Origin of the sequence: Phocaeicola faecicola (assembly GCF_013618865.1) — a bacterium.
GTDB lineage: Bacteria > Bacteroidota > Bacteroidia > Bacteroidales > Bacteroidaceae > Phocaeicola > Phocaeicola faecicola.
Genome location: NZ_JABSOE010000020.1, coordinates 31354 through 56171, shown reverse-complemented (window position 1 = coordinate 56171; position 24818 = coordinate 31354). Strand labels below are relative to the sequence as shown.

25 protein-coding genes are annotated in these 24818 nt (G+C 49.1%); 12 read left to right on the top strand and 13 right to left on the bottom strand.

All coding sequences use genetic code 11. The features are described 5' to 3' along the window. The first annotated feature begins 112 nt into the window (after positions 1-112). The 5 genes from zupT (at position 113) to ettA (ending at position 5779) form a co-directional block, all read left to right on the top strand. Positions 113-904: a zinc transporter ZupT gene (gene zupT, locus H3001_RS07460; RefSeq protein WP_219915849.1), complete on the top strand. Its 792-nt coding sequence runs from the start codon at positions 113-115 to the stop codon at positions 902-904. 393 nt (positions 905-1297) lie between these two features. Further along, positions 1298-1951: an HAD family hydrolase gene (locus tag H3001_RS07455; protein WP_181214558.1), complete on the top strand. Its 654-nt coding sequence runs from the start codon at positions 1298-1300 to the stop codon at positions 1949-1951. A 121-nt stretch (positions 1952-2072) separates the two neighbouring features. Then, positions 2073-2894: a 3-methyl-2-oxobutanoate hydroxymethyltransferase gene (gene panB, locus H3001_RS07450; protein ID WP_181214557.1), complete on the top strand. Its 822-nt coding sequence runs from the start codon at positions 2073-2075 to the stop codon at positions 2892-2894. A 17-nt stretch (positions 2895-2911) separates the two neighbouring features. Continuing rightward, a complete protein-coding gene (locus tag H3001_RS07445) occupies positions 2912-4036 on the top strand; it encodes an MFS transporter (protein WP_181214556.1) in 1125 nt (374 codons plus the stop codon). A gap of 54 nt (positions 4037-4090) precedes the next feature. Next, complete coding sequence (gene ettA / locus H3001_RS07440; RefSeq protein WP_181214555.1) at positions 4091-5779, top strand: energy-dependent translational throttle protein EttA; 1689 nt, start codon at positions 4091-4093, stop codon at positions 5777-5779. Between the two features lie 143 nt (positions 5780-5922). On the opposite strand, the gene pyrH is transcribed toward ettA, so the two are convergent. From pyrH to H3001_RS07415, 5 genes are all read right to left on the bottom strand, one after another. Then, the gene (gene pyrH / locus H3001_RS07435) at positions 5923-6633 is read right to left on the bottom strand and encodes a UMP kinase (protein ID WP_181214554.1); all 711 of its coding nucleotides are present in this window, start codon (positions 6631-6633) and stop codon (positions 5923-5925) included. A gap of 350 nt (positions 6634-6983) precedes the next feature. Next, positions 6984-8312, bottom strand: coding sequence for an MATE family efflux transporter (locus H3001_RS07430; RefSeq protein ID WP_181214553.1), 1329 nt, complete (start codon positions 8310-8312; stop codon positions 6984-6986). After that, positions 8309-9052, bottom strand: coding sequence for a biotin--[acetyl-CoA-carboxylase] ligase (locus H3001_RS07425; RefSeq protein ID WP_181214552.1), 744 nt, complete (start codon positions 9050-9052; stop codon positions 8309-8311). The genes H3001_RS07430 and H3001_RS07425 overlap by 4 nt, the downstream gene beginning before the upstream one ends. Then, on the bottom strand, positions 9039-9395 hold the full coding sequence (locus tag H3001_RS07420) for an MmcQ/YjbR family DNA-binding protein (protein ID WP_181214551.1): 357 nt from the start codon (positions 9393-9395) through the stop codon (positions 9039-9041). The genes H3001_RS07425 and H3001_RS07420 overlap by 14 nt, the downstream gene beginning before the upstream one ends. Before the next feature lie 19 nt (positions 9396-9414). After that, entirely contained in the window at positions 9415-9780 is a 366-nt protein-coding gene (locus H3001_RS07415) for a YraN family protein (RefSeq protein ID WP_181214550.1), read from the bottom strand. A gap of 71 nt (positions 9781-9851) precedes the next feature. Between H3001_RS07415 and H3001_RS07410 the strand changes: the two genes are divergently transcribed. Together H3001_RS07410 and H3001_RS07405 are read left to right on the top strand one after the other, a co-directional pair. Further along, on the top strand, positions 9852-10085 hold the full coding sequence (locus H3001_RS07410; protein ID WP_181214549.1) for a hypothetical protein: 234 nt from the start codon (positions 9852-9854) through the stop codon (positions 10083-10085). A gap of 18 nt (positions 10086-10103) precedes the next feature. Next, positions 10104-10538 carry a nucleoside deaminase gene (locus H3001_RS07405; RefSeq protein WP_181214548.1) on the top strand — a complete coding sequence of 145 codons (435 nt, stop codon included), beginning with the start codon at positions 10104-10106 and terminating at the stop codon, positions 10536-10538. Positions 10539-10586: 48 nt separating this feature from the next. Here H3001_RS07405 and H3001_RS07400 read toward each other — a convergent pair whose 3' ends face one another. The 3 genes from H3001_RS07400 to H3001_RS07390 are packed head-to-tail and all read right to left on the bottom strand — an operon-like array spanning position 10587 to position 12363. Further along, a complete protein-coding gene (locus tag H3001_RS07400; RefSeq protein WP_181214547.1) occupies positions 10587-10883 on the bottom strand; it encodes a DUF4834 family protein in 297 nt (98 codons plus the stop codon). A 53-nt stretch (positions 10884-10936) separates the two neighbouring features. Further along, complete coding sequence (gene pssA, locus H3001_RS07395) at positions 10937-11644, bottom strand: CDP-diacylglycerol--serine O-phosphatidyltransferase (protein WP_181214546.1); 708 nt, start codon at positions 11642-11644, stop codon at positions 10937-10939. 23 nt (positions 11645-11667) lie between these two features. Next, complete coding sequence (locus H3001_RS07390; protein ID WP_181214545.1) at positions 11668-12363, bottom strand: phosphatidylserine decarboxylase family protein; 696 nt, start codon at positions 12361-12363, stop codon at positions 11668-11670. 185 nt (positions 12364-12548) lie between these two features. On the opposite strand from H3001_RS07390, the gene dnaE reads away from it, so the two are divergent. The 3 genes from dnaE (at position 12549) to H3001_RS07375 (ending at position 17098) form a co-directional block, all read left to right on the top strand. Further along, positions 12549-16346, top strand: coding sequence for a DNA polymerase III subunit alpha (gene dnaE / locus H3001_RS07385; RefSeq protein ID WP_181214544.1), 3798 nt, complete (start codon positions 12549-12551; stop codon positions 16344-16346). A gap of 73 nt (positions 16347-16419) precedes the next feature. Next, positions 16420-16737: a thioredoxin gene (gene trxA / locus H3001_RS07380; protein WP_181214543.1), complete on the top strand. Its 318-nt coding sequence runs from the start codon at positions 16420-16422 to the stop codon at positions 16735-16737. A 25-nt stretch (positions 16738-16762) separates the two neighbouring features. After that, entirely contained in the window at positions 16763-17098 is a 336-nt protein-coding gene (locus H3001_RS07375; RefSeq protein ID WP_181214542.1) for a hypothetical protein, read from the top strand. Between the two features lie 103 nt (positions 17099-17201). On the opposite strand, the gene H3001_RS07370 is transcribed toward H3001_RS07375, so the two are convergent. The 5 genes from H3001_RS07370 to H3001_RS07350 are packed head-to-tail and all read right to left on the bottom strand — an operon-like array spanning position 17202 to position 20446. Beyond that, entirely contained in the window at positions 17202-17420 is a 219-nt protein-coding gene (locus H3001_RS07370; RefSeq protein ID WP_181214541.1) for an immunity 17 family protein, read from the bottom strand. A 38-nt stretch (positions 17421-17458) separates the two neighbouring features. Beyond that, entirely contained in the window at positions 17459-17881 is a 423-nt protein-coding gene (gene tsaE, locus H3001_RS07365) for a tRNA (adenosine(37)-N6)-threonylcarbamoyltransferase complex ATPase subunit type 1 TsaE (RefSeq protein WP_181214540.1), read from the bottom strand. A gap of 52 nt (positions 17882-17933) precedes the next feature. Beyond that, positions 17934-18758, bottom strand: coding sequence for a metal ABC transporter permease (locus tag H3001_RS07360; protein WP_181214539.1), 825 nt, complete (start codon positions 18756-18758; stop codon positions 17934-17936). A gap of 24 nt (positions 18759-18782) precedes the next feature. After that, a complete protein-coding gene (locus tag H3001_RS07355) occupies positions 18783-19202 on the bottom strand; it encodes a phospholipase (protein ID WP_181214538.1) in 420 nt (139 codons plus the stop codon). Between the two features lie 14 nt (positions 19203-19216). Further along, the gene (locus H3001_RS07350) at positions 19217-20446 is read right to left on the bottom strand and encodes a 3-phosphoshikimate 1-carboxyvinyltransferase (protein ID WP_181214537.1); all 1230 of its coding nucleotides are present in this window, start codon (positions 20444-20446) and stop codon (positions 19217-19219) included. Positions 20447-20688: 242 nt separating this feature from the next. Between H3001_RS07350 and H3001_RS07345 the strand changes: the two genes are divergently transcribed. After that, a complete protein-coding gene (locus tag H3001_RS07345; RefSeq protein ID WP_181214536.1) occupies positions 20689-21960 on the top strand; it encodes a hemolysin family protein in 1272 nt (423 codons plus the stop codon). A 259-nt stretch (positions 21961-22219) separates the two neighbouring features. After that, on the top strand, positions 22220-24796 hold the full coding sequence (locus H3001_RS07340) for a TonB-dependent receptor (RefSeq protein WP_181214535.1): 2577 nt from the start codon (positions 22220-22222) through the stop codon (positions 24794-24796). Positions 24797-24818 lie beyond the last annotated feature (22 nt).

The window sequence follows — 24818 nt, the reverse complement described above, 5'->3', positions numbered from 1 at the left end:
GATTTCCAGGAATTGAACGTCCGTTTGTCACTTTCTCTGCGATTGTTTTAGTAATTAAATATAAAATTGTTATCTTTACAAAATAAAATAAATTATAAATATTAAGAGGATGATGACCAATCAGGAAATAATAATTGCTTTCCTGCTTACCATGGTGGCAGGACTTTCTACCGGAATCGGTAGTCTTATCGCTTTTTTTGCCAAGCGGACCAATACGCGTTTTCTTTCGGCGGCATTGGGACTCTCGGCAGGAGTCATGATTTATGTGTCGTTTATGGAGCTGATGCCGGAATCGCTTCACCTGTTTTCCGAACAGCATGCTCCGAAGTTGGCCAATGTGTATATGTTGCTTGCGTTCTTCTCCGGAATCGGACTGATTGCGCTGATCGACCGTCTGGTGCCGGAAGATGAAAACCCTCATGAGATGCATCTGGAGGATTCCGATCTTCCGAAAAAGAGTCTGAAGCGTACCGGGATAATGATGGCGCTGGCCATCGGAATCCATAATTTCCCGGAGGGACTGGCTACTTTTGCATCGGCACTGACGAGTCTGGACATTGCGCTCCCGATTGTGCTGGCCATTGCCATTCACAACATTCCCGAGGGAATTGCGGTTTCCGTACCTATTTATCATGCTACCGGAAGCCGGCGGAAGGCGTTCTGGTATTCTTTCCTTTCGGGGATGGCGGAACCGGTGGGTGCCTTGGTGGGAGTGCTCTTCCTCTTGCCTTTCTGGACACCGGCATTGAATGCCTGGCTGCTGGCTTTCGTATCGGGTATCATGATTTATATTTCCTTCGATGAGTTGCTTCCGGGAACGGAACGGTACGGACATCATCACCTGGGAGTATTGGGTGTGGTACTGGGCATGGCTGTCATGGCCATCAGTCTCCTGCTGCTGTAATTCCTTCGCGGGAGGGGACAATCGCAAAGGTACGGAAGGAGAAAGCGGGATTGTTTCAGTAGTGAAATCGCTTTGTTTTTATGGTTATATATAGATCAAATTTTTTAAGCAGAAAAGGGCTGGTTCCATATGGAATCGGCCCTTTTTTTGGGTGGCGCTTCAGGGATGGCACAGGCTGGGCTTATTTTGCCTGTGTCGCACAACTGCGATGCAGTCTTTTTTTATGCTGGTCTGTCGGGCTGCCCGGGTGAAATCATTTTGTAAAAGCGGGCCTTGGGAGAGGGGAGAAAACCGGTTTTTCTGAAATAAAACGCTTAAATGTTAGGAGAATGTCCGGATATTTCGGACTTTTGTATTTACAAAGTCTTATTCAATAATTCATTTTGATTTTCAATGGAGCATTTACACAGGCAATGTGCCGCTTTGTTCGATTTCGACGGAGTGGTGATGGATACCGAAACACAGTATACGTGGTTTTGGGAAGAAATTGGTAAAAAATATGACATGGGTATTCCGGATTTCGGCCGGGTAATCAAGGGACAGACGCTGACCCAGATTTATGAGAAATACTTTGCAGACCGGAAGGAGGACATTCCTGCAATTACCGACGAACTGAACCGGTTTGAGAAGCATATGCAGTATGAGTATGTGCCGGGAGTGGTGGAATTCATACACGACCTGCGCCGGAACGGGGTGGCGACGGCCATCGTAACCAGTTCCAATGCGGCGAAAATGGAGAAGGTCTTTGCGGTGCATCCTGAGTTGCATACGCTGACCGACCGGATACTGACTGCCGAATGCTTTACCCGCTCCAAACCTGCGCCCGACTGCTTCCTGCTGGGGGCCGAACAACTGCAGGTGCATCCTGACCGCTGCGTGGTGTTCGAGGATTCTTTTCATGGGCTTCAGGCAGGCAATGCGGCCGGCATGACGGTGGTGGGACTGGCTACTACCAATCCCGAAGCGGCAATACGTCCTTTCTGCAAGGAGGTAATTCCCGATTTCCGGCATTACTCTTTTGAGAAGATGGCGGCTCTGCTTGCATAACTCAGCGGAATCCACTAATTTTGCCAAGTTTTTGAAAATGATTTTATTTACAACGAGGAAGCTATGGACGGAGTGATCGGAAAATAGCTTCTGTTTTATTAACAGAAAAATAAGCAGAATTATGGCTGGATATCTTTCGGGTGACGCACGTAAGGTGACGACTCACCGTTTGATTGAAATGAAGGAGAGAGGTGAAAAAATTTCAATGCTGACTTCGTATGATTATACCATTGCACAGATTGTGGACGGTGCGGGGGTTGACATCATCCTGGTAGGCGACTCGGCTTCGAATGTCATGGCTGGTAATGTAACGACATTGCCTATTACCATAGATCAGATGATTTATCACGGAAAATCGGTAATGAGAGGCGTGAAGCGTGCGCTGGTGGTGGTTGACATGCCATTCGGTTCGTATCAGGCCGATCCGTTTGACGGAGTGAGAAATGCTATCCGTATGATGAAGGAAACAGGTGCCGATGCCCTGAAGCTGGAAGGCGGGGAAGAGATCATCGAGACTGTGCGTCTGATTATCGGTGCCGGAATGCCGGTAATGGGACACCTGGGACTGATGCCGCAGTCTATCAACAAGTACGGAACGTACGGAGTGCGTGCCAAGGGGGAAGAAGAGGCTGAAAAACTGATCCGTGACGCACACTTGCTGGAAGAGGCAGGCTGCTTTGCCCTGGTACTGGAAAAAATTCCGGCAGAGCTGGCCAAGCGTGTAGCTTCTGAACTGACCATACCGGTAATCGGAATCGGTGCCGGAGGTGCGGTCGACGGACAGGTACTGGTGGTGGCAGACATGCTGGGAATGACCAACGGGTTCAGTCCGCGTTTCCTGCGCCGCTATGCAGACCTGCATACGGTAATGACCGATGCCATCGGACAATACGTAACCGACGTCAAATCGGGTGATTTCCCCAATGAGTCGGAGCAATATTGATATAAAGCATTTGTTCGATGTTGTGGAATAAGAACTTTACTTTATTAGCCCTATCGAATTTCTTGCTTCATTTGGCTGTATACATGCTGTTTCCGCTTTTTTACTTCTGGCTGAAACAGCAGTGGGGGTGTACGCCTTTGCAGGCGGCAGGCATTGCGGTCCTGCCGGGCTTTTCGATGTTTCTTGCGGGAGCCTTCAATAATTATCTGACAGATACTTTTTGTCGCAAGCAGGTCTGTATGCGCAGCATTTTCTTGCTGGGCATACTGGCCCTTTTGTATCCTTATATCACACAGCTCTGGATGGTGACGGCGGTCCGCATCCTGCAAGGAGTGTTGTGGGGGATTGCGCTGATGGCGACGGGAAGTACACTGGCCATTGATGTGACGCCGCGCAACCGCAGGGATGCGGCCAACCGGGTGTTTACCTGGAGTGGCATATTGGGGCTGCTGGCCGGATCGGTTGTGGGATTGCAGGGATATGCTTATTTCCCTCTGGAATATCTCTTGTATTTTTCGGCAGGTGGCTGTGTGACAGCCGGATTGCTGATTTCTTTTGTGGAGGTGTGCTTCCGGGCTCCCCTGAACGTGCCTCTTCTGTCGTTCGACCGTTTCATCCTTTTCCGCACCTTGCTTCCCGGCATCAATATGTTGTGCGTGCCTTTTGTTTTGGGAATGCTCTTTGTGGAAAATCCGAATATTTTTTTCTATCTTTGTATAATGGGTGGGTTCATCGGATATCTGTTTATCCGTGAACTGTTTACCGCCCCGATGAACGGACGGATGCAGATTCTGCTGGGGCAATTGCTGACGGTGGCAGGCGTACTGGTATTGATGAACGTTCCTGACAGCATGGGAGAGTGCGGAAGCGGTATCCTGCTGGGACTGGGAATGGGATTCTCCCTGGGACAGTTCCTGCGGATGATGATCCTGCTTCCCCTGCATTGTGAGCGGGGCACCGGCTATCATACCTATCAGCTGCTGTGGCAGGTAGGAATGATGTGCGGCATCCTGGCTTCGGTCTATTTCCGTCAGGTACATGGAATGTCTTCCTGTATGCCGGCACTGGCTGTGTGCATACTGGGATTTCTGTTCTATCAGGTGTACATACATGGCTATTTCTCCAGAAATCTGCCGGCTTAAGGCGGCAGAACGCAGGAAAAAAATAATTGTTTACTTTATAATAAATAAAAGAATATGGCAGACGACAAGAAGATTATCTTTTCGATGGTTGGGGTGAGCAAGTCATTCCAAAACAACAAGCAGGTCTTGAAAGACATCTACCTTTCTTTCTTTTATGGAGCCAAGATCGGTATTATCGGTCTGAACGGATCGGGTAAGTCAACTTTGATGAAGATCATCGCCGGACTGGAAAAGAATTACCAGGGAGAGGTGGTGTTCTCTCCGGGATATTCCGTCGGATACCTGGCTCAGGAACCTCATCTGGATGATACCAAGACGGTGAAGGAAGTGGTAATGGAAGGAGTTCAGAACGTAGTGGATACGCTGGCTGAATACGAGGAAATCAACCAGAAATTCGGTTTGCCGGAGTATTACGAAGACCCGGACAAGATGGATGCGCTGTTTGCCCGCCAGGCGGAACTGCAGGATATCATCGATGCTACGGATGCGTGGAACCTCGACAGCAAGCTGGAGCGTGCGATGGATGCGTTGCGCTGTCCGCCCGAAGACCAGCCGGTGAAGAATCTTTCGGGAGGTGAGCGCCGTCGTGTGGCCCTGTGTCGCCTGCTGTTGCAGAAACCGGATATCCTGTTGCTCGACGAGCCGACCAACCACCTGGATGCGGAAAGCATCGACTGGCTGGAGCAGCATTTGCAGCAGTACGAGGGTACGGTGATTGCCGTGACGCACGACCGTTACTTCCTGGATCATGTGGCCGGATGGATTCTGGAGCTCGACCGTGGCGAGGGTATTCCTTGGAAGGGAAATTACTCAAGCTGGCTGGAGCAGAAGACCAAGCGTATGGAAATGGAAGAAAAGACGGCCAGCAAGCGTCGTAAGACACTGGAACGTGAGTTGGAGTGGGTACGCATGGCTCCGAAGGCGCGTCAGGCCAAGGGTAAGGCTCGTCTGAATTCGTACGATAAGTTGCTCAATGAGGATGTGAAGGAGAAGGAAGAGAAACTGGAAATCTTTATCCCGAACGGTCCGCGCTTGGGTAATAAGGTGATTGAGGCGAAGCATGTGGCTAAGGCGTATGGCGACAAGCTGCTCTTTGATGACCTGAACTTCATGTTGCCGCCTAACGGTATCGTGGGAGTCATCGGTCCGAACGGTGCCGGTAAGACTACGCTGTTCCGCCTGATCATGGGACTGGAAACAGTGGACAAGGGTGAATTTGAAGTCGGTGAAACGGTAAAGGTGGCCTATGTGGACCAGCAGCATAAGGATATTGACCCGAACAAGACGGTGTACCAGGTAATCAGTGGCGGCAACGACCTGATCCGTATGGGCAACCGCGACGTGAATGCGCGTGCCTACCTGAGCCGTTTCAATTTCTCGGGTTCCGATCAGGAGAAGTTGTGTGGCATGCTTTCGGGTGGTGAACGCAACCGTCTGCACCTGGCCATGGCACTGAAGGAAGAGGGTAACGTGCTGTTGCTCGACGAGCCGACCAACGATATCGACGTAAATACGCTGCGGGCACTGGAAGAAGGTCTGGAAGACTTCGCCGGCTGTGCGGTAGTCATCAGTCACGACCGTTGGTTCCTCGACCGTATCTGTACGCACATCCTGGCTTTCGAAGGCAACAGTGAGGTGTTCTTCTTCGAAGGGTCTTATACGGAGTACGAAGAGAACAAGATGAAGCGTATGGGCAATGTAGAACCGAAACGCGTACGTTACCGTAAGCTGATGGAGGATTGATTCTCCGTCTGAGGGACGTATTCAGATAAAAGGAAACCGCCTTGCGGAGGAACGGACAGTGAGCCGTTCGTGCCGCAGGGCGGTTTTTTTTATGCGATGGCCCTGTCGGTAAGGGCCTGGCTGTATGCCGTCAGGCGATAGGATCAGTTGTGAACCAGTGTACCGATGTTTTCTCCTGCCATTACTTTTTTCAGGTTGCCTACCGTATCCATGTCGAATACAATAATCGGCAGGTTGTTTTCCTTGCACATGCAGGTCGCTGTCAGGTCCATTACCTTCAGTCCGCGTGCCAGTACCTCGTCGTAGGTAATCTCGTCGAACTTCGTAGCGGTAGGATCTTTTTCCGGGTCGGCGGTATAGATACCGTCTACGCGTGTACCCTTCAGCATCACGTCGGCTTCGATTTCGATTCCTCGCAGAGAAGAACCTGTGTCGGTAGTGAAGAACGGATTACCGGTACCGGCAGACATGATGACTACCTCTCCGTTTTCCATGGCTTCGATAGCCTTCCACTTGGTATAGAACTCACCGATGGGTTCCATGCGGATGGCAGTCAGCACGCGTGCCTTTACTCCCGCAGCCACCAGTGCCGAACTGAGTCCCAGGCTGTTGATGACGGTTGCCAGCATACCCATCTGGTCACCTTTTACGCGGTCGAATCCTTTACCGGCACCGCTCAGTCCGCGGAAGATGTTTCCACCGCCGATAACAATACCGATCTGTACGCCCATTTCGTGTATTTCCTTAATCTGCTGTGCATATTCTCCCAGACGTTTTTCGTCGATACCGTATTTTTTTTCTCCCATCAAGCTCTCACCGCTGAGTTTTAACAAGATACGTTTGAATTTAGCCATAATTCCTTTCTATTTAAATGTTTTTACAAAGGTAAAATAAAACCTGATGCTTACCTACATTTTTTATTGAAAAATCGTCAAAAGGGGGAGGCTGCGTCGTGGGTTTTCCGGGCGGGACTGAGGCTTTTTTATGCAGATGCCGGGGGATTCTTTGCCGGAAGTGCAAACGAAAACTCATCCGTAGAAGTGCAAATAAAAATCAGCGCCGTGAACCGGATGATCCGCGGCGCTGATTATTGGGTTTGAATCGCTGATTCTTGGATTGACGAAGAGAAGAATGGAAAGGGTAAATAAGGAGTTGTTTTCCTGATACGGAGTTTCCCTTTATCCAAGAAAGAGGAGCAAAGAATTCAGGCTTTTGCCGTGCGGTACAACCGCTGGTATACCGAATAGCCTTGTACCGCTCCGCGTAAAATCAGGTAGACGATGAAGGCCATCCACAGGGCATGGTTCCCCAGGGAGGGCTGGAGACTGAAGTACAGCAGGAAGAAGGCAGCGGCAGCTACGGCCATGCCCTTCAGCATGACGGAAGTAATGGTGGCACCGATACAGATGCCGTCGAGCAGAAAGGCTGCAAACCCTGCGGCAGGAATGGCCAGGGCCCAGTAAAAATAGGTTCCGGAGGCTGTGATGACTTCCTCTTCGTTGGTGAGCAGTCCCAGAAAAGCTTCCCCACCCAGTCCGTAGACCAGGGTGAACCCTGCAGCAAGCCAGGCACCCCATCGGAAGAGCTGGCGCAGGGTGGTGCGCAGCAAACGGGTGTCACGGGCTCCGATGTGCTTTCCCGTCAGTGCTTCCCCGGCATAGGCAAAACCGTCCATGACATAGGAGAAGAGGGTAAAGAGCTGCATCAGCAGGGTATTGACGGCAAGAATCACGTCTCCGTATCCGGCACCGGTGGAAGTGAAGAACACCGTAACGGCTACCAGGCAGAGGGTGCGCAGGAAAATATCCCGGTTGACGGCAAAGAAGCGTCTCAGTGAGTCTCTTTCAAAAATCTCCCCGAAGCGGAGGTGATGTTTCAGTCCCCGATAGCGGTAGGACCATAGCAGCAGGGCCATCAGCAGACCGGCATATTGGGCCAGCAGGGTACCTAAGGCTACTCCTTCCACTTTCATTCCCATTCCGAAGACAAAGAGCAGGCTGGCTGCGATGTTGACGATGTTCTGGGTGATGGCGATGTACATGGGGTAGCGGGAGTTCTGCATGCCGATGAACCATCCCGAGAAGCTGTACAGACCAAGGGTGGCAGGGGCTCCCCAGATACAGATATGGAAATACTGGGTGGCATAGGCCTGCACTTCGGCACTGGTATCCATCAGATGGAAGGCGGTGAGGCGTATGGGGTATTGCAGGAGGAGGAGTCCGACCGCCAGCAACAGTCCGATGACCGTAGAGCGCAGCAGGATGCGGATGACCTCGCTGTGATTACCGCTGCCGTATGCCTGGGCCGTCAGTCCGCTGGTACCCATGCGCAGGAAGCCGAAGAGCCAGTAGATCATATTGAACAGCATGCCGCCCACGGCAATGGCCCCAATGTAGGAGGCGGCTCCCAGGTGGCCCACGATGCTGACATCGATGAGGCCGAGCAGGGGAACGGTGATGTTGGAAACGATGGAGGGGATGGCTATCTGCAGGATCTGCCGGTTGACCGGCGCGGTAGGGGATTGGTGGGTCATTCTATCACAAAACTTACTTCTTTAAACATGTATTTTCTTTCTTTTCCTTCTCTGTCTTCGAGTACCAGTGTACCCATGGGTTCTATGCGCAGGATGCGGGCCTCGAATTCCCCGTCTTTGTCGCTGTACGGGTAAAATCCTTCACGGCGGTAGAGGGCCGCGTGGTAGCGTGCGGCAATCTCGTCGGTACGGCCGGCTTTCAGGTCGCGGTAGTAGCCCGAAATCTTTTCCATCAACTGGGCGAGCAGTTTCCTGCAGTCGTACTTCCGTCCGGTTATCTGATGCAGGGAAACCGGGTTGGGGGCATCGCTGAGGAAGATTTCCTGGTTGACGTTGACTCCGGTGCCGGAGATGGAACGGCTGATGCACGTACCGGTCAGGTCGTTTTCTATCAGTGTACCGCACAACTTGCTGTCGTTCCAGTAAATGTCGTTGGGCCATTTGATACGGATGTGGTCGGCATATTCCGAGAGGACCTCCTGCAAGGCAAGGGCCGTAATCTGTGAGAGCAGAAACTGGCGTCTGACTTCCAGGAATTCCGGGAATACCACAAAACTGAACAGCAGGTTGGCACCGGCTTCCGATTCCCAGTGATTGCCTCTTTGTCCCCTTCCGGCACTTTGGTAAGAGGTGAACACGCAGGTCAGTTCGGGAGTATCAGGGTGCCGGTTGCACCATTCGTCCAGATAAGAATTGGTGGAAGTGGTTTCCTCCAGCCAGAGAGGTTCAGGGTAGTTCATGATAGATGTCTTTTTGTTTACGGGTAAATTTTTTGATAACTTCTTCGTACGAGTGGTCGATGAGGCGGAGAATCAGCGGGTCGGGTACGTCGCTGCGCAAGGCTACCTGGTTCCAGTACCGCTTGTTGAAATGGTAGGCACCCTCGATGCCGCGGTAGTGCTCCCTCAGTTCGAGGGCATACTCCGGTTCACATTTCAGTGAAATCCACTCCGCACATTCCAGGTCGGCGACACAGAACATCCGGTCGACTACCTTGAATACCAGTGTCGTCTCGTCGAAGGGAAAACCTTCGCTCACTGCTTTCTTCTGCAGGCAATATGTCCGTACGGTTTCGATGTCCATAGGTTTGTCATTTGTCAATTCACCATAGAGGAGGGAAAAAGGCATCGATGAGGTGCGTGATTTGAAAGGGCGGACGGACTCCGGTGACGGTGATGATGTCAAAGCGCACCGGAAGGTCGATGCCGTACTTCTTCAGGTAGGCATCGGTAGATGCAACAATGCGGCGGATCTTTCGTCCGTCGACAGCCTCTTCCGGTTGTCCGAAACGGAGAGAAGCCCGGGTCTTCACCTCCACGACAACCAGCGTACCGTCCTTTTCCGCAATGATGTCCAGTTCATTGCTCCTTGACCGCCAGTTGCGCTCGTGGAGCACATATCCCTGAGCCTGCAGATAGGCCGCTGCAGCCGCTTCACCCTCTTTTCCCAGTTCGTTATGTGTTGCCATTTTTCCTTTTTTGCAAAAATAGCTAATTTCTGTTTTGTAATGTTAGTGAAGTACATTAATTTTGCACCGCAATGACGAACAGTGGAAAAAAAAGAAAAAAAGTGCCTCCAACCGTACCGCCACGCAAGAAGCGGATGGTATGCTTGATGAGTGAAGAAGAAGTGCAGATTGTGGACCGCTATCTGGAGAAATACCAGATCAGCAACAAGGCGCGCTGGCTTCGGGAAACGATATTGGCTTTTATTCATCAGAATATGGAGGAGGATTATCCGACCCTGTTCAAGGAGCATGACATGCGCCGTTAAATTCCAAAACATTTTTTTATGGCTGACGATGTATTTTATATGAAGCAGGCCTTGCAGGAGGCGGTGCGGGCTTCCGAAAGGGGAGAGGTGCCGGTAGGGGCTGTCGTGGTGTGCCGTGACCGTATTATTGCCCGTTCGCACAACCTGACGGAGACGCTGAACGATGTGACGGCTCATGCGGAGATGCAGGCCATAACGGCTGCGGCGAACGCTCTGGGCGGGAAATACCTGACCGACTGTACGCTGTATGTCACCGTGGAGCCTTGTGTGATGTGTGCGGGAGCGATTGCCTGGGCACAGACGGGGCGCCTGGTCTTCGGGGCGGAAGACTTGAAAAGGGGGTATCAGCGGTATGCTCCTCAGGCACTCCATCCTAAAACGGAGGTGGTAAAGGGAGTGCTGGCAGAGGACTGTGCAGCCCTGATGAAGGATTTTTTCCGCAAGAAACGCTGATTGTTCCGGGTCCGGAGATACTCCGATGAGGCCGGACCGGAAGAAGTTTTATTCTTTTATCTCTTCGAATTCTACGTATTCTCCTTCGTTGTCATCAAAGATTTTCTTTCTTTCACTTCGTGGAGAGCCGGAGCCTTCCGGCTGGAAATCGTATGCACTGCGGTTGCTGCCGCTTTCTTCGCCCTGTGCGGCAGAAGAGTCGGAATGGCGGTACGACTGACGGGAAGCTCCCTGTGTCATCCGGCGGCCTAAGCCCAATACCGTACCTACGATTTTAAATACAACGACCAGTCCGAGAAGGACTACAAAAATAAGAATGAAAAATAGTAAATATAAAAATCCCATAGTTATTGTCTTTTTGGTTTGTGAAATACAATAACTGTGCCACAGTTACTGTATTAGGATTTTTTACGGGTGATGAGGGAAAGCAGGATGTACCATACGATGACAGCCGCAAATCCGCTCAACCGGAAGATGATAAGCAATGGAATGCTGACAATCAGGAAGATATAGCTGGTCTGATTGCTTTTCCATGACAGGTTCTTGAATTTTAAAGAAAACATTGGCAGTTCGGCTGTCAGTAAGAGTGACATAATTACCACCAGCACGAAAAGATAGAGGGCATTGAAGGTATCGGATACCAGAAAATCGTGTGCACCTACTACCAGTGAGCCCCAGAACAGTGCGTTGGCAGGGGTCGGCATACCGATGAACGAGCTGGTCTGCCGTTCGTCAATATTGAACTTGGCCAGGCGAAGGGCTGAGAAGACAGCGATCAGGAAGGCCGTATAGGGCATGATTTCCGACCATGATGCCATGAATGCCGGATAATGGATTTCCTTGAAAAGTGAAAATACGATGGCAGACGGGGCTAGTCCGAAGGTGATGTCATCGGCCAGCGAGTCCAGTTCCTTTCCGATGGGAGAGGATACGTGCAACAGACGTGCGGTCATTCCGTCGAAGAAGTCGAACACGGCTCCGAGAATGATGAAGGTCAGTGCCAGTTCGTAATTTCCCTGAAAAGCCTGGAAGCAGGCAATGCATCCCGAAAAGAGGTTGCAACTGGTAATGGTATTCGGTATGTTGCGGACAATAAAGTTTGCCATAGTCTCAAAGTATAATAGTAAGGTCAGCTTAATTTGGCGATAATGGTCTGGTTACCGGTGGTCTTCTGTCCCATCTTCACGCAGACTTCTGTTCCCAGAGGCAGGTATACATCCACTCGTGAGCCGAACTTGATGAATCCCATGTGTTCGTCAATAAAGCATTCCTCTCCTTTTTCAGCGTAAGTCACGATGCGTCTGGCTACGGCACCCGCTATCTGGCGTGCCATTACGGTGTGGCCTTCGGGGGTGTCGATCACTACCATGGAGCGTTCGTTTTCGGTACTGGCCTTAGGCAGCCAGGCCTTCATGAAGCGTCCGTTGTGGTGGTCTACGTGACGGATGACCCCGTCAACCGGATACCAGTTGGCGTGTACGTTGGTTACATCCATGAAAATGGAGATCATCAGACGTTTGTCGTGGAAATATTCGTGCTCGTCTACTTCTTCTATGACTACGATTTTACCGTCGGCCGGAGCCACGACAACCTTTTCCGTGTTGCCGTCAAACAGACGGATGGGACACCGGAAGAAATTCACCATCAGCGAATACAGTACGATACTTATACAGGCTACTGTATAAAAAACAATTTTATTTTGTAATCCCCAGTAGATGGCCGCATTCAGCAAAAGCAGCAGCAAAGCACTGGTAATCAATATGTGGGTACCTTCGCGGTGTAATCTGATTTTTTTGATTTTCTTTATGTTGTTTAAACGAGTCATAGCATTTTTCACATTTTTATCACGCAAAAGTACATTTAATTTAAAAAACCTGCAAGTAATCAAGAGCCGTAATTCTGTTTTTCTGTCTTTTTTTACTAAAATGTATTCATTTGTGCTTTTGTTTTTGTTTCTTCCCCGGAAGAGCGGTATCTTTGAACTTGATTTTATCTATATCGGAATTATCTATGCAGGATTTTGTTCATTTGCACGTTCATACCCAGTATTCCATTCTGGACGGTCAGGCTTCGATACCGCGTCTGGTCGACAAGGCGATGGCCAATGGAATGAAGGGAATTGCCGTTACCGACCATGGCGATATGTTCGGTATCAAGGAGTTTTTCAATTACGTCAACAAGAAAAACGGGGGCGTAAACGGTGAAATAAAGGATCTGAAGAAGAAGATTGCCGCCCTCGAAAGCGGCAAGTCGGATGCGGAAGATCCCGAAGCGGAACTGGCTGCCTGCAAGGAGCAGCTGGAAGCGGCCAAGAAGAAACTGTTCAAGCCCATCATCGGATGTGAGATGTATGTGGCCCGCCGCCGGCTGTTTAATAAGGAGGGAAAGCCCGACCAGAGCGGTTACCACCTGGTGGTCCTCGCCAAGAACTTGAAGGGATATCATAACCTGATCAAGCTGGTTTCGAAGGCATGGACGGAAGGATTTTACATGCGTCCGAGAACCGACCGTGTGGAACTGGAAAAGTATCATGAAGGCCTGATTGTATGTTCGGCCTGTCTGGGAGGGGAGGTGCCCCGCCGTATCTCCGCAGGGCAGTTTGAAGAGGCGGAAGAGGCTATCCGCTGGTATAAGAACCTGTTTGGAGACGATTACTTCCTGGAATTGCAGCGCCACAAGGCTACGGTGCCCCGGGCCAATCATGAGGTGTACAAGATGCAGGAGGTGGTGAACAAGAAGCTGATTGAGTATGCGAAGAAATACGACGTGAAGCTGGTGTGTACCAATGACGTGCATTTCGTGGATGAAGAGAATGCGGAGGCGCACGACCGGCTGATCTGTCTGAGTACCGGAAAGGACCTGGACGATCCGAACCGTATGCTGTATACGAAACAGGAATGGATGAAGACGCGCGAAGAGATGAATGAAATCTTTGCGGATGTGCCGGAGGCCTTGTCGAATACGGTGGATATCTGCGACAGGGTGGAATTCTATTCCATCGACCATGCGCCGATCATGCCGACTTTTGCCATTCCGGAGGATTTCGGTACGGAGGAGGAATACCGGAAAAAGTTTACGGAGAAGGACTTGTTTGATGAGTTCACCCAGGATGAGAACGGAAATGTGGTGATGGATGAGGCGGCAGCGAATGCGAAAATCGAGCGCCTGGGCGGATATGACAAGTTGTACCGTATCAAACTGGAAGCGGATTATCTGGCCAAACTGGCTTATGAGGGAGCGCACCGCCGTTATGGGGAGGTGCTGTCGGAAGAGGTGGAGGAGCGTATCCGCTTCGAATTGTACATCATGAAGACGATGGGTTTCCCGGGATACTTCTTGATTGTGCAGGACTTTATTTCTGCGGCCCGTAACCAGTTGGACGTGTCGGTGGGTCCGGGACGTGGATCGGCGGCCGGATCGGCTGTGGCCTACTGCTTGGGAATTACGCAGATTGACCCGATTAAATATGACTTGCTGTTTGAGCGTTTCCTGAATCCGGACCGTATTTCGTTGCCGGATATCGATGTGGACTTTGATGATGACGGACGTGGCCGCGTGTTGAACTGGGTGACGGAAAAGTACGGGCAGGAGAAGGTGGCGCACATCATTACGTACGGTACGATGGCCACCAAACTGGCTATCAAGGATGTGGCCCGTGTGCAGAAGTTGCCGCTGTCGGAATCCGACCGCTTATGTAAACTGGTTCCGGACAAGATTCCGGACAAGAAACTGAATCTGACGAATGCCATTGCATATGTGCCGGAACTGCAGGCCGCAGAGGTATCGTCCGATCCGGTATTGAGGGATACGATCAAGTATGCGAAGATGCTGGAAGGAAACGTCCGGAATACGGGTGTGCATGCCTGTGGTACCATCATCTGTAGGGACGATATTACCGACTGGGTACCGGTGAGCACGGCCGACGACAAGGAAACCGGAGAGAAGATGCTGGTGACCCAGTACGAAGGTTCGGTGATCGAGGATACGGGACTGATCAAGATGGACTTCCTGGGATTGAAGACATTGTCCATTATCAAGGAAGCCGTAGAGAATATCAAGAAAAGCAAGGGCATCGACCTGAATATCGACGAGGTACCGATTGATGACCCGGCCACCTATAAGTTGTACAGTGAGGGACGTACGGTAGGTACTTTCCAGTTTGAATCGGCGGGTATGCAGAAGTATCTGCGCGAATTGCAGCCGAGTACCTTCGAGGACCTGATTGCGATGAATGCCTTGTATCGTCCGGGACCGATGGATTACATTCCGGACTTTATCGACCGTAAGCACGGACGGAAGCCTATCGAATACGATATTCCGATCATGGAGAAGTACCTGAAGGATACGTACGGTATTACGGTGTACCAGGAGCAGGTGATGTTGCTGTCGCGCTTGCTGGCCGATTTCACCCGAGGTGAGTCGGATGCGCTGCGTAAGGCCATGGGTAAGAAGTTGCGCGACAAGCTGGATCACATGAAACCGAAGTTTATCGAAGGGGGTAAGAAGAACGGACACGATCCTAAGATCCTGGAGAAGATCTGGGCCGACTGGGAAAAGTTTGCTTCGTATGCGTTCAACAAGTCGCACGCGACCTGCTATTCGTGGGTGGCTTATCAGACAGCGTATCTGAAGGCGAATTATCCTTCGGAATATATGGCGGCTACCATGAGCCGGAACATCTCGAACATTACGGAAATCACGAAACTGATGGACGAGTCGAAGGCGACGGGCATCAATGTACTGGGACCGGATGTGAACGAGAGTGGACTGAAGTTCTCGGTGAACCAGCACGGGGATATCCGTTTCGGACTGGGAGCGATAAAGGGTGTGGGAGAATCGGCCGTACAGAGTATTCTGGCGGAAAGGGAGAAGAACGGACCCTTCAAGGGTATTTTCGACTTTGTACAGCGTGTGAATCTTTCGGCCTGCAACCGTAAGAACATTGAAAACCTGGCTCTGGCCGGCAGTTTCGACAGTTTCCCGGAAATCCGGCGGGAGGACTTCTTCGTGAAAAACGCGAAGGATGAATCGTTTGTGGAAGTACTGGTGCGCTACGGTAACAAGTATCAGATGGATAAGGCGGCGGCTGCCAACTCACTGTTCGGAGGAGAACATGAGGTGGAAATTGCCACACCGGAGATTGTCCGGGCACCGGCTTGGGGCGATCTGGAGCGTCTGAACAAGGAAAGGGAACTGGTGGGTATTTATCTGTCGGCCCATCCTCTGGATGAATATGCGGTGATTCTGGAAAATGTGTGCAATGTGCATATGTCCGAATTGTCGGATCTGACTCCTTTGCAGAACCGCGACCTGACACTGGGAGGTATCGTGACCGGAGTGCGCGAAGGTTATACCAAGACGGGTAAGCCTTATGGCGTGGCGAAGGTAGAGGACTACTCGGGAGGTGCGGAGTTTGCCTTCTTCGGAAACGAATGGGTGGAGAAGAAGAATTTCTTCATGGAAGGTATGTTCCTCTTCATGCGGGGCAAATGCCAGCCGCGTCAGTGGAAGCAGGAGGAATGGGAGGTGAAAATCAATACTATCGAACTCTTGCCGGAGGTGAAGGATAATCTGATTGAGAAACTGACCATCAAGGTTCCGTTGTCGGCTGTCAACGAGGAGATGATTACGGAGATTTCCTCGCTGGCGAAAAGCAATCCCGGAAAGACGAAGTTGTATTTCTATGTGAGGGATGAGGACGGACAGATGTACGTGAACCTGTTTTCGCGGAGTGTGGAAATTGCCGTGCGAAAAGACTTTGTAAATTATTTAAAAAGTCAGCCGGTATTGGACTATAAGATAAATTGATTTATATTTGCGTTATCAATATATTTGAGAGATTGAAAACAAAAATTCAGTAACAACTAAAAAATAGAAGAAAATGGCACTTGAAATTAAAGATTCAAATTATGAAGCAATTGTAGCTGAAGGAAAACCGGTAGTATTGGATTTCTGGGCAACTTGGTGCGGACCTTGCAAGCAGATTGCTCCGTTCATCGAAGAACTGGCAGAAGAATTCAAGGATACAGTAAATATCGGAAAATGTGACGTAGATGACAATTCTGACCTGCCTGCTCAGTTTGGCGTCCGTAACATCCCTACTGTATTGTTCATCAAGAACGGTGAGGTGGTCGACAAACAGGTAGGTGCGGCTACTAAGGCTGCGCTGAAAGCAAAAGTAGAAACTTTATTGAAATAATTCACTGATTTAAAACTCTAAGACTATGGGAATGGAAGACGATTTCTTGTTGGAGGATGAAGATGACGAAAAAACCATCGAGTTTATCAAGAATTACCTGCCTCAGGATTTGAAAGGAAAATTCTCGGATGATGATTTATACTACATCCTTGATCTGATTGTGGATTATTATACTACGAGTGGTTGCCTTGATGTACAGCCGGATGAAGAGGGCTACATCAATATCGACCAGGATGAAATTGTGAACTATGTAGTCAAGGAGGCTAATAAAGATGGCATGGGACCGTATGATGCGGAAGATGTTTTCTTTATCGTGCAGGGGGAAATGGAATACGGAAATTCACTGGGACAGGTGGAATAAGTATTTTCCCTGACTGACGGAAGTTCAGGAAATGAAAAAGGATTGACAGGAGTTGCCTGAGGCAAGCACTGTCAATCCTTTTTTATGTCTGTATCCAGCAGTATCACAAGTTTTGTACGGCAAGGAAAAAATAGATTCCGGTGCCGATCATCAGACAGCCCAGCAGGGCATAGATTATCCGGGCGGTTTTCCGTCCCGTGGCAGCGACGATGAACTGGCTGTTGCGTGAGTTGAGCAGCCAGTCGCTGTTGAGGAGGGCTCCCGAAAGGGTCAGTATGCCGACCAGTACAAACAGGGCCTGTATGAAATAATGGATTGCCATTTTGAGACAGGGATTATTGCCACCGTAACGGTACGGAATTATTCTGCATCAAAACGGACAGTGCGGGTGCCGTCTTCCTGTTCTTCGATATATACGTTTACGGCATCTCCCGGAAGGACTTCTTCAATCAGTTCAGGCCATTCGATAAAGCAAAGGGCGCCGCTGTAGAAGTAATCCTCGTATCCCATGTCGTATACTTCTTCCAGTTTCTTGATGCGGTAGAAGTCGAAATGGTAAATGAGTTCTCCGGTTTCTTCCGAACGGTATTCATTTACGATGGCGAAAGTAGGAGAGTTGATTACGTCGGTAACTCCCAGTTCTTCACAAACCGCCTTGATGAAAGTGGTTTTTCCGGCACCCATCTTTCCGTAAAAGGCAAAGACGGTATTGTCTCCCATTGCAGCGATGAATTCTTTCGCTGCTTCGCGGATATGGTCGAGTGAATTGATTTTTATTTCCATAATTTATACTGTTTAATTGATGTTTCTGCAAAATTAATCAAAAATCAGACATTTACTGTGCTTTCTTTTTCTTTGCAAGCAGGAAAAGTTTGGAAAGAGCGTAAATGATGATTGAGATAAAAATGATGGCTGCTCCGGAGGGAATCTGGTAGCTGTATGAGAACAGCAGTCCCCCGATGCAGCTGATGTAGCCGATGCCGATGGACAGGAAGATGATATTCTTGAACCGGTGGGTGAAGAGATTGGCGGTCATCTGCGGAAGTGTGAGCAGTGAGATAGCCAGTACGATGCCTACCATCCGCAGACAGGCCACGATGGTCAGGGCGATGAACATCATCAGTATGTATTCGAACAGGGCTACCGGCATATGCTGTGAACGGGCAAACTCCCGGTCGAAGGCAATGGCGACAATGGGGCGGAGGAACAGGGCAAAGAAAAGGCTGAGCGCCAGACTGAGTATGCCCAGCAGCAGGATGTCCGTCTGGGTGATGGTCAGAATGTTGCCGAACAGAAAGGACGACAGGTCGGGGGTGAATCCCGGGGCCAGGAAACTGAAGATGATTCCTACGGCCATACCGAAGGTCCAGAATACGGCTATGGCGGAGTCTTCACGCATGTCGCTGCGCTTGCTGAGCCATTCTACCCCGAATGCAGAGAGGACTGCGAACAGGGCAGCCGTCAGCAACGGGGAAATCCCTGCATAAAGGCCGATGCCGATGCCTCCGAATGAGGCATGGGTAATTCCGCCGCTGATGAATACCAGCCGGCGGGTGACAATATAGGTACCTATGATGCCGCAGGCGATGCTGGCAAAAAGGCTGCCCAGCAAGGCGTGCTGGAAAAACAGGTAATGGAACAGTTCTATGATATTGCTCATGACAATCTGCTGCGAATGGGTTAATTAATGGAAACGTCGTTCTCCTACGATGAGGAATATCTCGTCTTTCAGTTCGTCGGGAAGGGCAATGTTTCTGAGTTGCAGACTGCGGCACCATCCGGCAACTTCTACTTCCTGCATGGTGTAGAGGATGTTGCGGAACTCTTCGATTTCCTCTTCCGTATATTCATCGGAAGGATGACCCTTGAAGCGGTCGAGCTCTTCGTCGTCGTAATATTCAATCTGCTTGCTTACGGCTGCCAGCAGACTTTCCTTTTCGCAGATCTGATGCTGTCCGCAGCATTCACTGTCTACTTCTACCACTTCGGGAGCTTCCTTGAGTTCTCCCCGTTCAATTTTTTTCTTGATATTCCGGTTGTAAATCAGTCCGACCACCATGCCGAACAAGACAACTCCAATAAGAATAAGTACCAGTATCCACATATGTTGTTGTTTTTTTATTCTGTAATGTTAAATCCTGCCGTGCGCAAGTCTTCCCAGAAATGCGGGTACGACTTGCTGACTACCTGCGGTTCGTTGATGCGCAGCGGTTGTATGCAGATGCATGCCGGAGCGAAAGCCATGGCCATACGGTGGTCTTCGTACGTGTCAATGCCCGAAGCCAGTTCCGCGGGACACCGTTCTCCTTCCCAGGCCAGTACCCCGTTTCCCGTTTCCTTCAGCAGGAAGCCCAGTTTTTTCATTTCGGTAATCAGTGCATGAATCCGGTCGGTTTCCTTGATTTTCAGACTCTGCAACCCTGAAAAGCGGAAAGGAATCTGCAGCAGGGCACAGGTAACGACGAGGGTTTGTGCCAGGTCGGGCTGGTTGATGAAATTGTATTCCAGTGTGGTGGCTGCATTTCCCTGATTTTTCAGGATGACTTTGTCCGGATGGTATTCGGTAGAGACTCCCAGATGACTGAACAGGGATGCAATGGCCGAATCTCCCTGAAGGCTTTCGGAGAATAGGGCCGGCAGTTCAATCACTGCATCCGGAGTCAGCGCACAGATCTCGTACCAGTACGAAGCCGCACTCCAGTCGCTTTCCACATAGAAAGGATGGTGGCTGTACGGTTGAGGCGATACGCCAAGTGTCTGTGGCGAACGCCAGCAGGCATCGGCACCGAACTGGTTCATCAATTTCAGTGTCATGTCGATATAGGGACGTGATATCACTTCTTTCTCCAAAGTGATTTCCAGACCGTTTTTCAGCATGGGACCGATCATCAGCAGGGCAGAGATGTACTGCGAACTTACGTTGCCCGGAAGACTGATGGCAGATCCGGTGAGTGCTTTTCCTCGGATAAGAAGCGGAGGGAATCCTTCGTTTTCCAGGTAGCTGATGTCTGCTCCCAACTCGCGCAGGGCATTGACCAGAATACCGATGGGGCGCTGCTTCATCCGTTGGGTTCCGGTAAGGATATGTGTCTCTCCCTCCCTTACGGTCAGGTAGGCCGTCAGGAAGCGCATGGCTGTTCCTGCCGCTCCGATGTCGATGGTTTCCGGCATCGCCTGCAGGGCCTGGACCATTACGCGGGTATCATCACAGTCCGACAGATTGTCTATCGGAGCATTTCCCTGTGACAGGGCATTGATAATCAGTGCCCGGTTGCAGATGCTCTTGGAGGAGGGCAACTTGATTCGGGTCTGTATATGGGCAGGGGCTGAGACTGTAATTTGTTTCATGCTATTTTCTGATTACAAATGTTTCTGGCAAAGATAGCGAAAATTTGTGAGAGCATGATTCCGTTTCAGAAAAAAGGAGGGATGGACAGGAAGGATTGACGCGGACGAAAAGTCGCTTCCTTAGTATGGATCGAGGCATGCATCAGTGTCGGATAATATTAAAATAGGTTAACAAAAAAGAAGTTTTTGCGGGTCAGTCGCATACATTCTGCTATATTTGCTCATATTATTACAAAACTACTATGAATGAAATAATTATTATTGGGGGATTGATTGTATTGAATGGAATTTTTGCAATGTCGGAAGTGGCATTGATTTCTGCCCGGAAATCGCGGCTGACAGCAGACGAAAAAAAAGGAAACAAGTCGGCTGGAGTGGCACTGAAACTTGCAAATGACCCGGATCGTTTCCTTTCTACCGTGCAAATTGGTATTACGCTGATAGGTATTCTTACCGGTATCTATTCTGGAAATAAGATTGCTGCCGACCTTACTCAGATCATGATTGGATGGGGTGTGTCCGCTACTTATGCTTCGGCTGTGGCTCAGGGAATAATTGTGGTGATTGTAACTTATCTGACCATTATTTTCGGTGAGCTGGTTCCTAAGCGTATCGGTATGAGTCTTGCCGAAAAGGTGGCCAAACTGGTGGCGCGCCCGATGCGCACCCTGTCTGTAGTAGCCCTGCCTTTTGTCTGGCTGCTTTCCAAGAGTACGGAACTGATCTTTAACCTGCTGGGAATTGATGAGAAGGAAAATAAGGTGACGGAGGAAGAAATCAAATCGATTATCCAGGAGGGTGCGGAAGACGGTGAAGTGCAGCCGGTAGAACAGGATATTGTACAGCGTGTCTTCTTATTGGGAGACCTGAAAGTCAGTTCCATCATGACCCACAAGAGTGAGATTAAATGGCTGGACATGCACATGTCGGCCGAAGAGGTCAGAGGAGTGGTGAATGAACACCTGTACGAATGTTATCCGGTAGCCGATGGCGACCTCGACCATGTGAAAGGGGTGATTAACTTGAAGGAACTTGTCCTGCACCTTTATAAACCTGATTTTGAACTTGCTGAACTGGTGCAGCCAGCTACCTATTTTCATGAAAGCATGAATGTGTATAAGGTACTTGAGCAGATGAAGCAGAAAAAGGTCAGCCGGGCATTGGTGTGCGATGAATTCGGTATGTGTACCGGAATCATTACCTTACGGGATATTCTGGAGGGACTGGTCGGAAATATGGACGACGAGGAAGAAGAGCCTTATATTATCAAGCGTACAAACAACGAAGGCTGGCTGGTAGACGGACAGTGTCCGTTGTATGACTTCCTGAATTATTTTGACCGGAAGGATTTGTTTGAAAATGCAGAGTATCATACCGTGGGCGGTCTTATTATGCATCATTTGCAACATGTGCCGGTTAGCGGGGAAAATCTGAAATGGAACAACTTCTCTTTCGAAGTGGTGGATATGGACGGGGCACGAATCGACAAGGTGCTTGTCCTGGTAGACTTTTGATATTTAAGTGCTGAAGGTAAGTAGCAGAATGCTAACGATTATATGATTCGTTAAGCGGATAGTCAGTCTTTGATGGGAAAATGGCCGACTATCCGCTTTTTTAGTTTAGGATGATTTTTCATATGTTTGTAACATGATGAATAATAAATGCATGAAAAAAAACATTGGACCTCAAATTTAACAGGGTAAATCGCTGCTATTTTTTAATATTTTAGTATATTTGTATGTATTTTGATAATATTAAAAAATAATTAAACGTATGAAAAATCATCTGAAGCATTTTCTGTTGTTTGCAGTGCTTGCAGTTTGTAGCATTGCTACGGCGGTGGCCCAGGCTACATTGAAAGGTAAAATTGTGGATGCCGATACTCAGGAGCCTTTGATAGGTGCAACTGTAACGGTGAAAGGAACTATCGACGGTACTGTAACAGACATGGACGGTAACTTTGTCTTGAAGGTAAAGGGGAATAAAGTTACCTTGGCTTTTAGTTATGTTGGTTATAATGAATTGAACCAGAATCTGAAAATTTCTGGTAAAACAATGGATTTGGGAACAGTGGCCCTGACTCCTGATGCAATTGGCCTGGAAGAGGTCAGCGTAATTGCCTCTATCATCAAGTCGGACCGTCAGACTCCGATTCCTATTTCAAACGTGAAACTGGCTACCATTGAAGAGAAGGTGGGTAACCTTGAATTCCCTGAGTTGCTGAAGTCAACTCCTTCTGTTTACGTAACTCGTGAGAGTGGTGGATACGGTGACTCACGAATCAATATGCGTGGTTTCGACTCTTCTAACTTGGGTATATTGATCAATGGTGTACCTATCAACGGTATGGAAAACGGTAAGGTGTACTGGTCTAACTGGTCAGGTTTGTCAGATGTGAGCCAGTTTGTTCAGGTTCAGCGTGGTCTGGGAGCTTCTGCACTGGGACTTTCTTCAGTGGGAGGTACCATGAACATGGTTACTAAAAGTACTGAAGCAAAAAAAGGGGGATCAGCTTACTTCGGTATTGGTAACGATGGCTTCCGTAAATATTCGGTTTCTGTATCTACCGGTCTGATGGACAATGGATGGGCGGTAACCTTGATGGGAGCTCTGAATACCGGTGACGGATACGTAAAGGGTACTAACTATGAAGGATGGACTTATTTCGGAAATATCTCTAAGGTAATCAACAGCCATCACAAATTGTCATTGACAGCTTTCGGTGCTCCTCAGTGGCATAATCAGCGTTCTACTCCACATTATATTGAAGATTACAAGAACAGTCCTGATGGCGGACGTTTCAGCAACTCTTACGGTTATTTGAACGGGGAACTGACCGGTGGAGCTTACGGATACAATTATTATCACAAACCTCAGGTTTCTTTGAACCACTACTGGACAATCAATGAACAGTCATCTTTGACTACTTCTCTTTATGCTTCTATGGCAACTGGTGGCGGACGTCGTGTACGTGGTGCACAAAGCAACTGGCTGGCTATCGATAACAATACCGGTCGTCCTTATGAAGAAACTAAACTGACTGCCGGTGGTTTGCTTGACTATGATGCGGTATTGGCTGAAAATGCAGCTAATCCTAACGGTTCTCAGGCTATCTTTACCAATGCGGTAAACGACCATGACTGGTATGGCGTATTGAGTTCATACAAGAACCGTTTCACTGAAAAATTCACTTTCACAGGTGGATTCGACGGACGTTACTATAAAGGTTATCATAAAGAAGTAATCGACAACCTGCTCGGTGGAGCTTATTACATGCCAGGCTCTAAGCACTTGGATTATGAACCAGCAAATGCAATTTTGAAGGAAGGGGATGTGGTTCAGTATTTCAGTGTAGGTGAAATTGTATGGGCAGGTCTGTTTGCACAGGCTGAATACAACACCGACAAATGGTCTTCATTTGTTTCGGCTTCTATTACGAATGAATCATACCGCTATCATGATAAGGGAGGTAATGTAGACGGAAAGAAGATTTCTGATTTCTATCATTTCCAGCCTTGGAGTGTGAAAGCCGGATACAACTACAAGTTCACTCAGAATCATAACGTATTTGTGAACGGTGGATACTTTACCCGTGCTCCGTTCTTCAACTCTGTATTCCCTAATAATAATGTAACAGCCAATGCTGATGCTCCATATGAAAAGATTATGACTTTCGAATTGGGATACGGATTCAACAACGAATATTTCAATGTAGCCCTGAACGGTTATTATACCAAATGGATGGATAAGTCTACCCGCAGAAGAGTAGGGCAGGATTATGCCAATATCACCGGTCTGGACGCTGTTCACATGGGTGTGGAACTGGAAGCTACTTACAAACCGGTCAATACATTTGAACTGAAGGGTATGTTCTCTTTGGGAGACTGGAAATGGGCAGACGATGTACACTTTACATTGTATGATGAATCAGACAAACCGCTCGGAACATACGATGCTTATGTAAAAGATGTACACGTAGGTAACTCTGCACAGCTGACTGCTGCGTTGTCGGCTTCTTGGGAAATGTTCAAAGGTTTGAAACTGAATGCTGACTATAATTTTGCCGGTAAGAACTATGCAGACTTCGACCCGTCTAACCGTACCAACAAGTCGGATGCAGGTGTCGATGCATGGAAGATGCCTAATTTCTACACTATCGATTTGGGATTGAGCTACCGTTTCGACTTGGGTAAAGGTTTGAAAGCCGTTATCTACAGCAATGTATATAACCTGACAAATACTTGCTATATTGCAGATGCGAGAGACGGTTCTTCTCACGACTGGGACACTGCTTTGGTATATTACGGCTTTGGCAGAACCTGGTCTACTGGATTTAAAGTAATGTTCTGATTACTAACTTAAAATATGATTT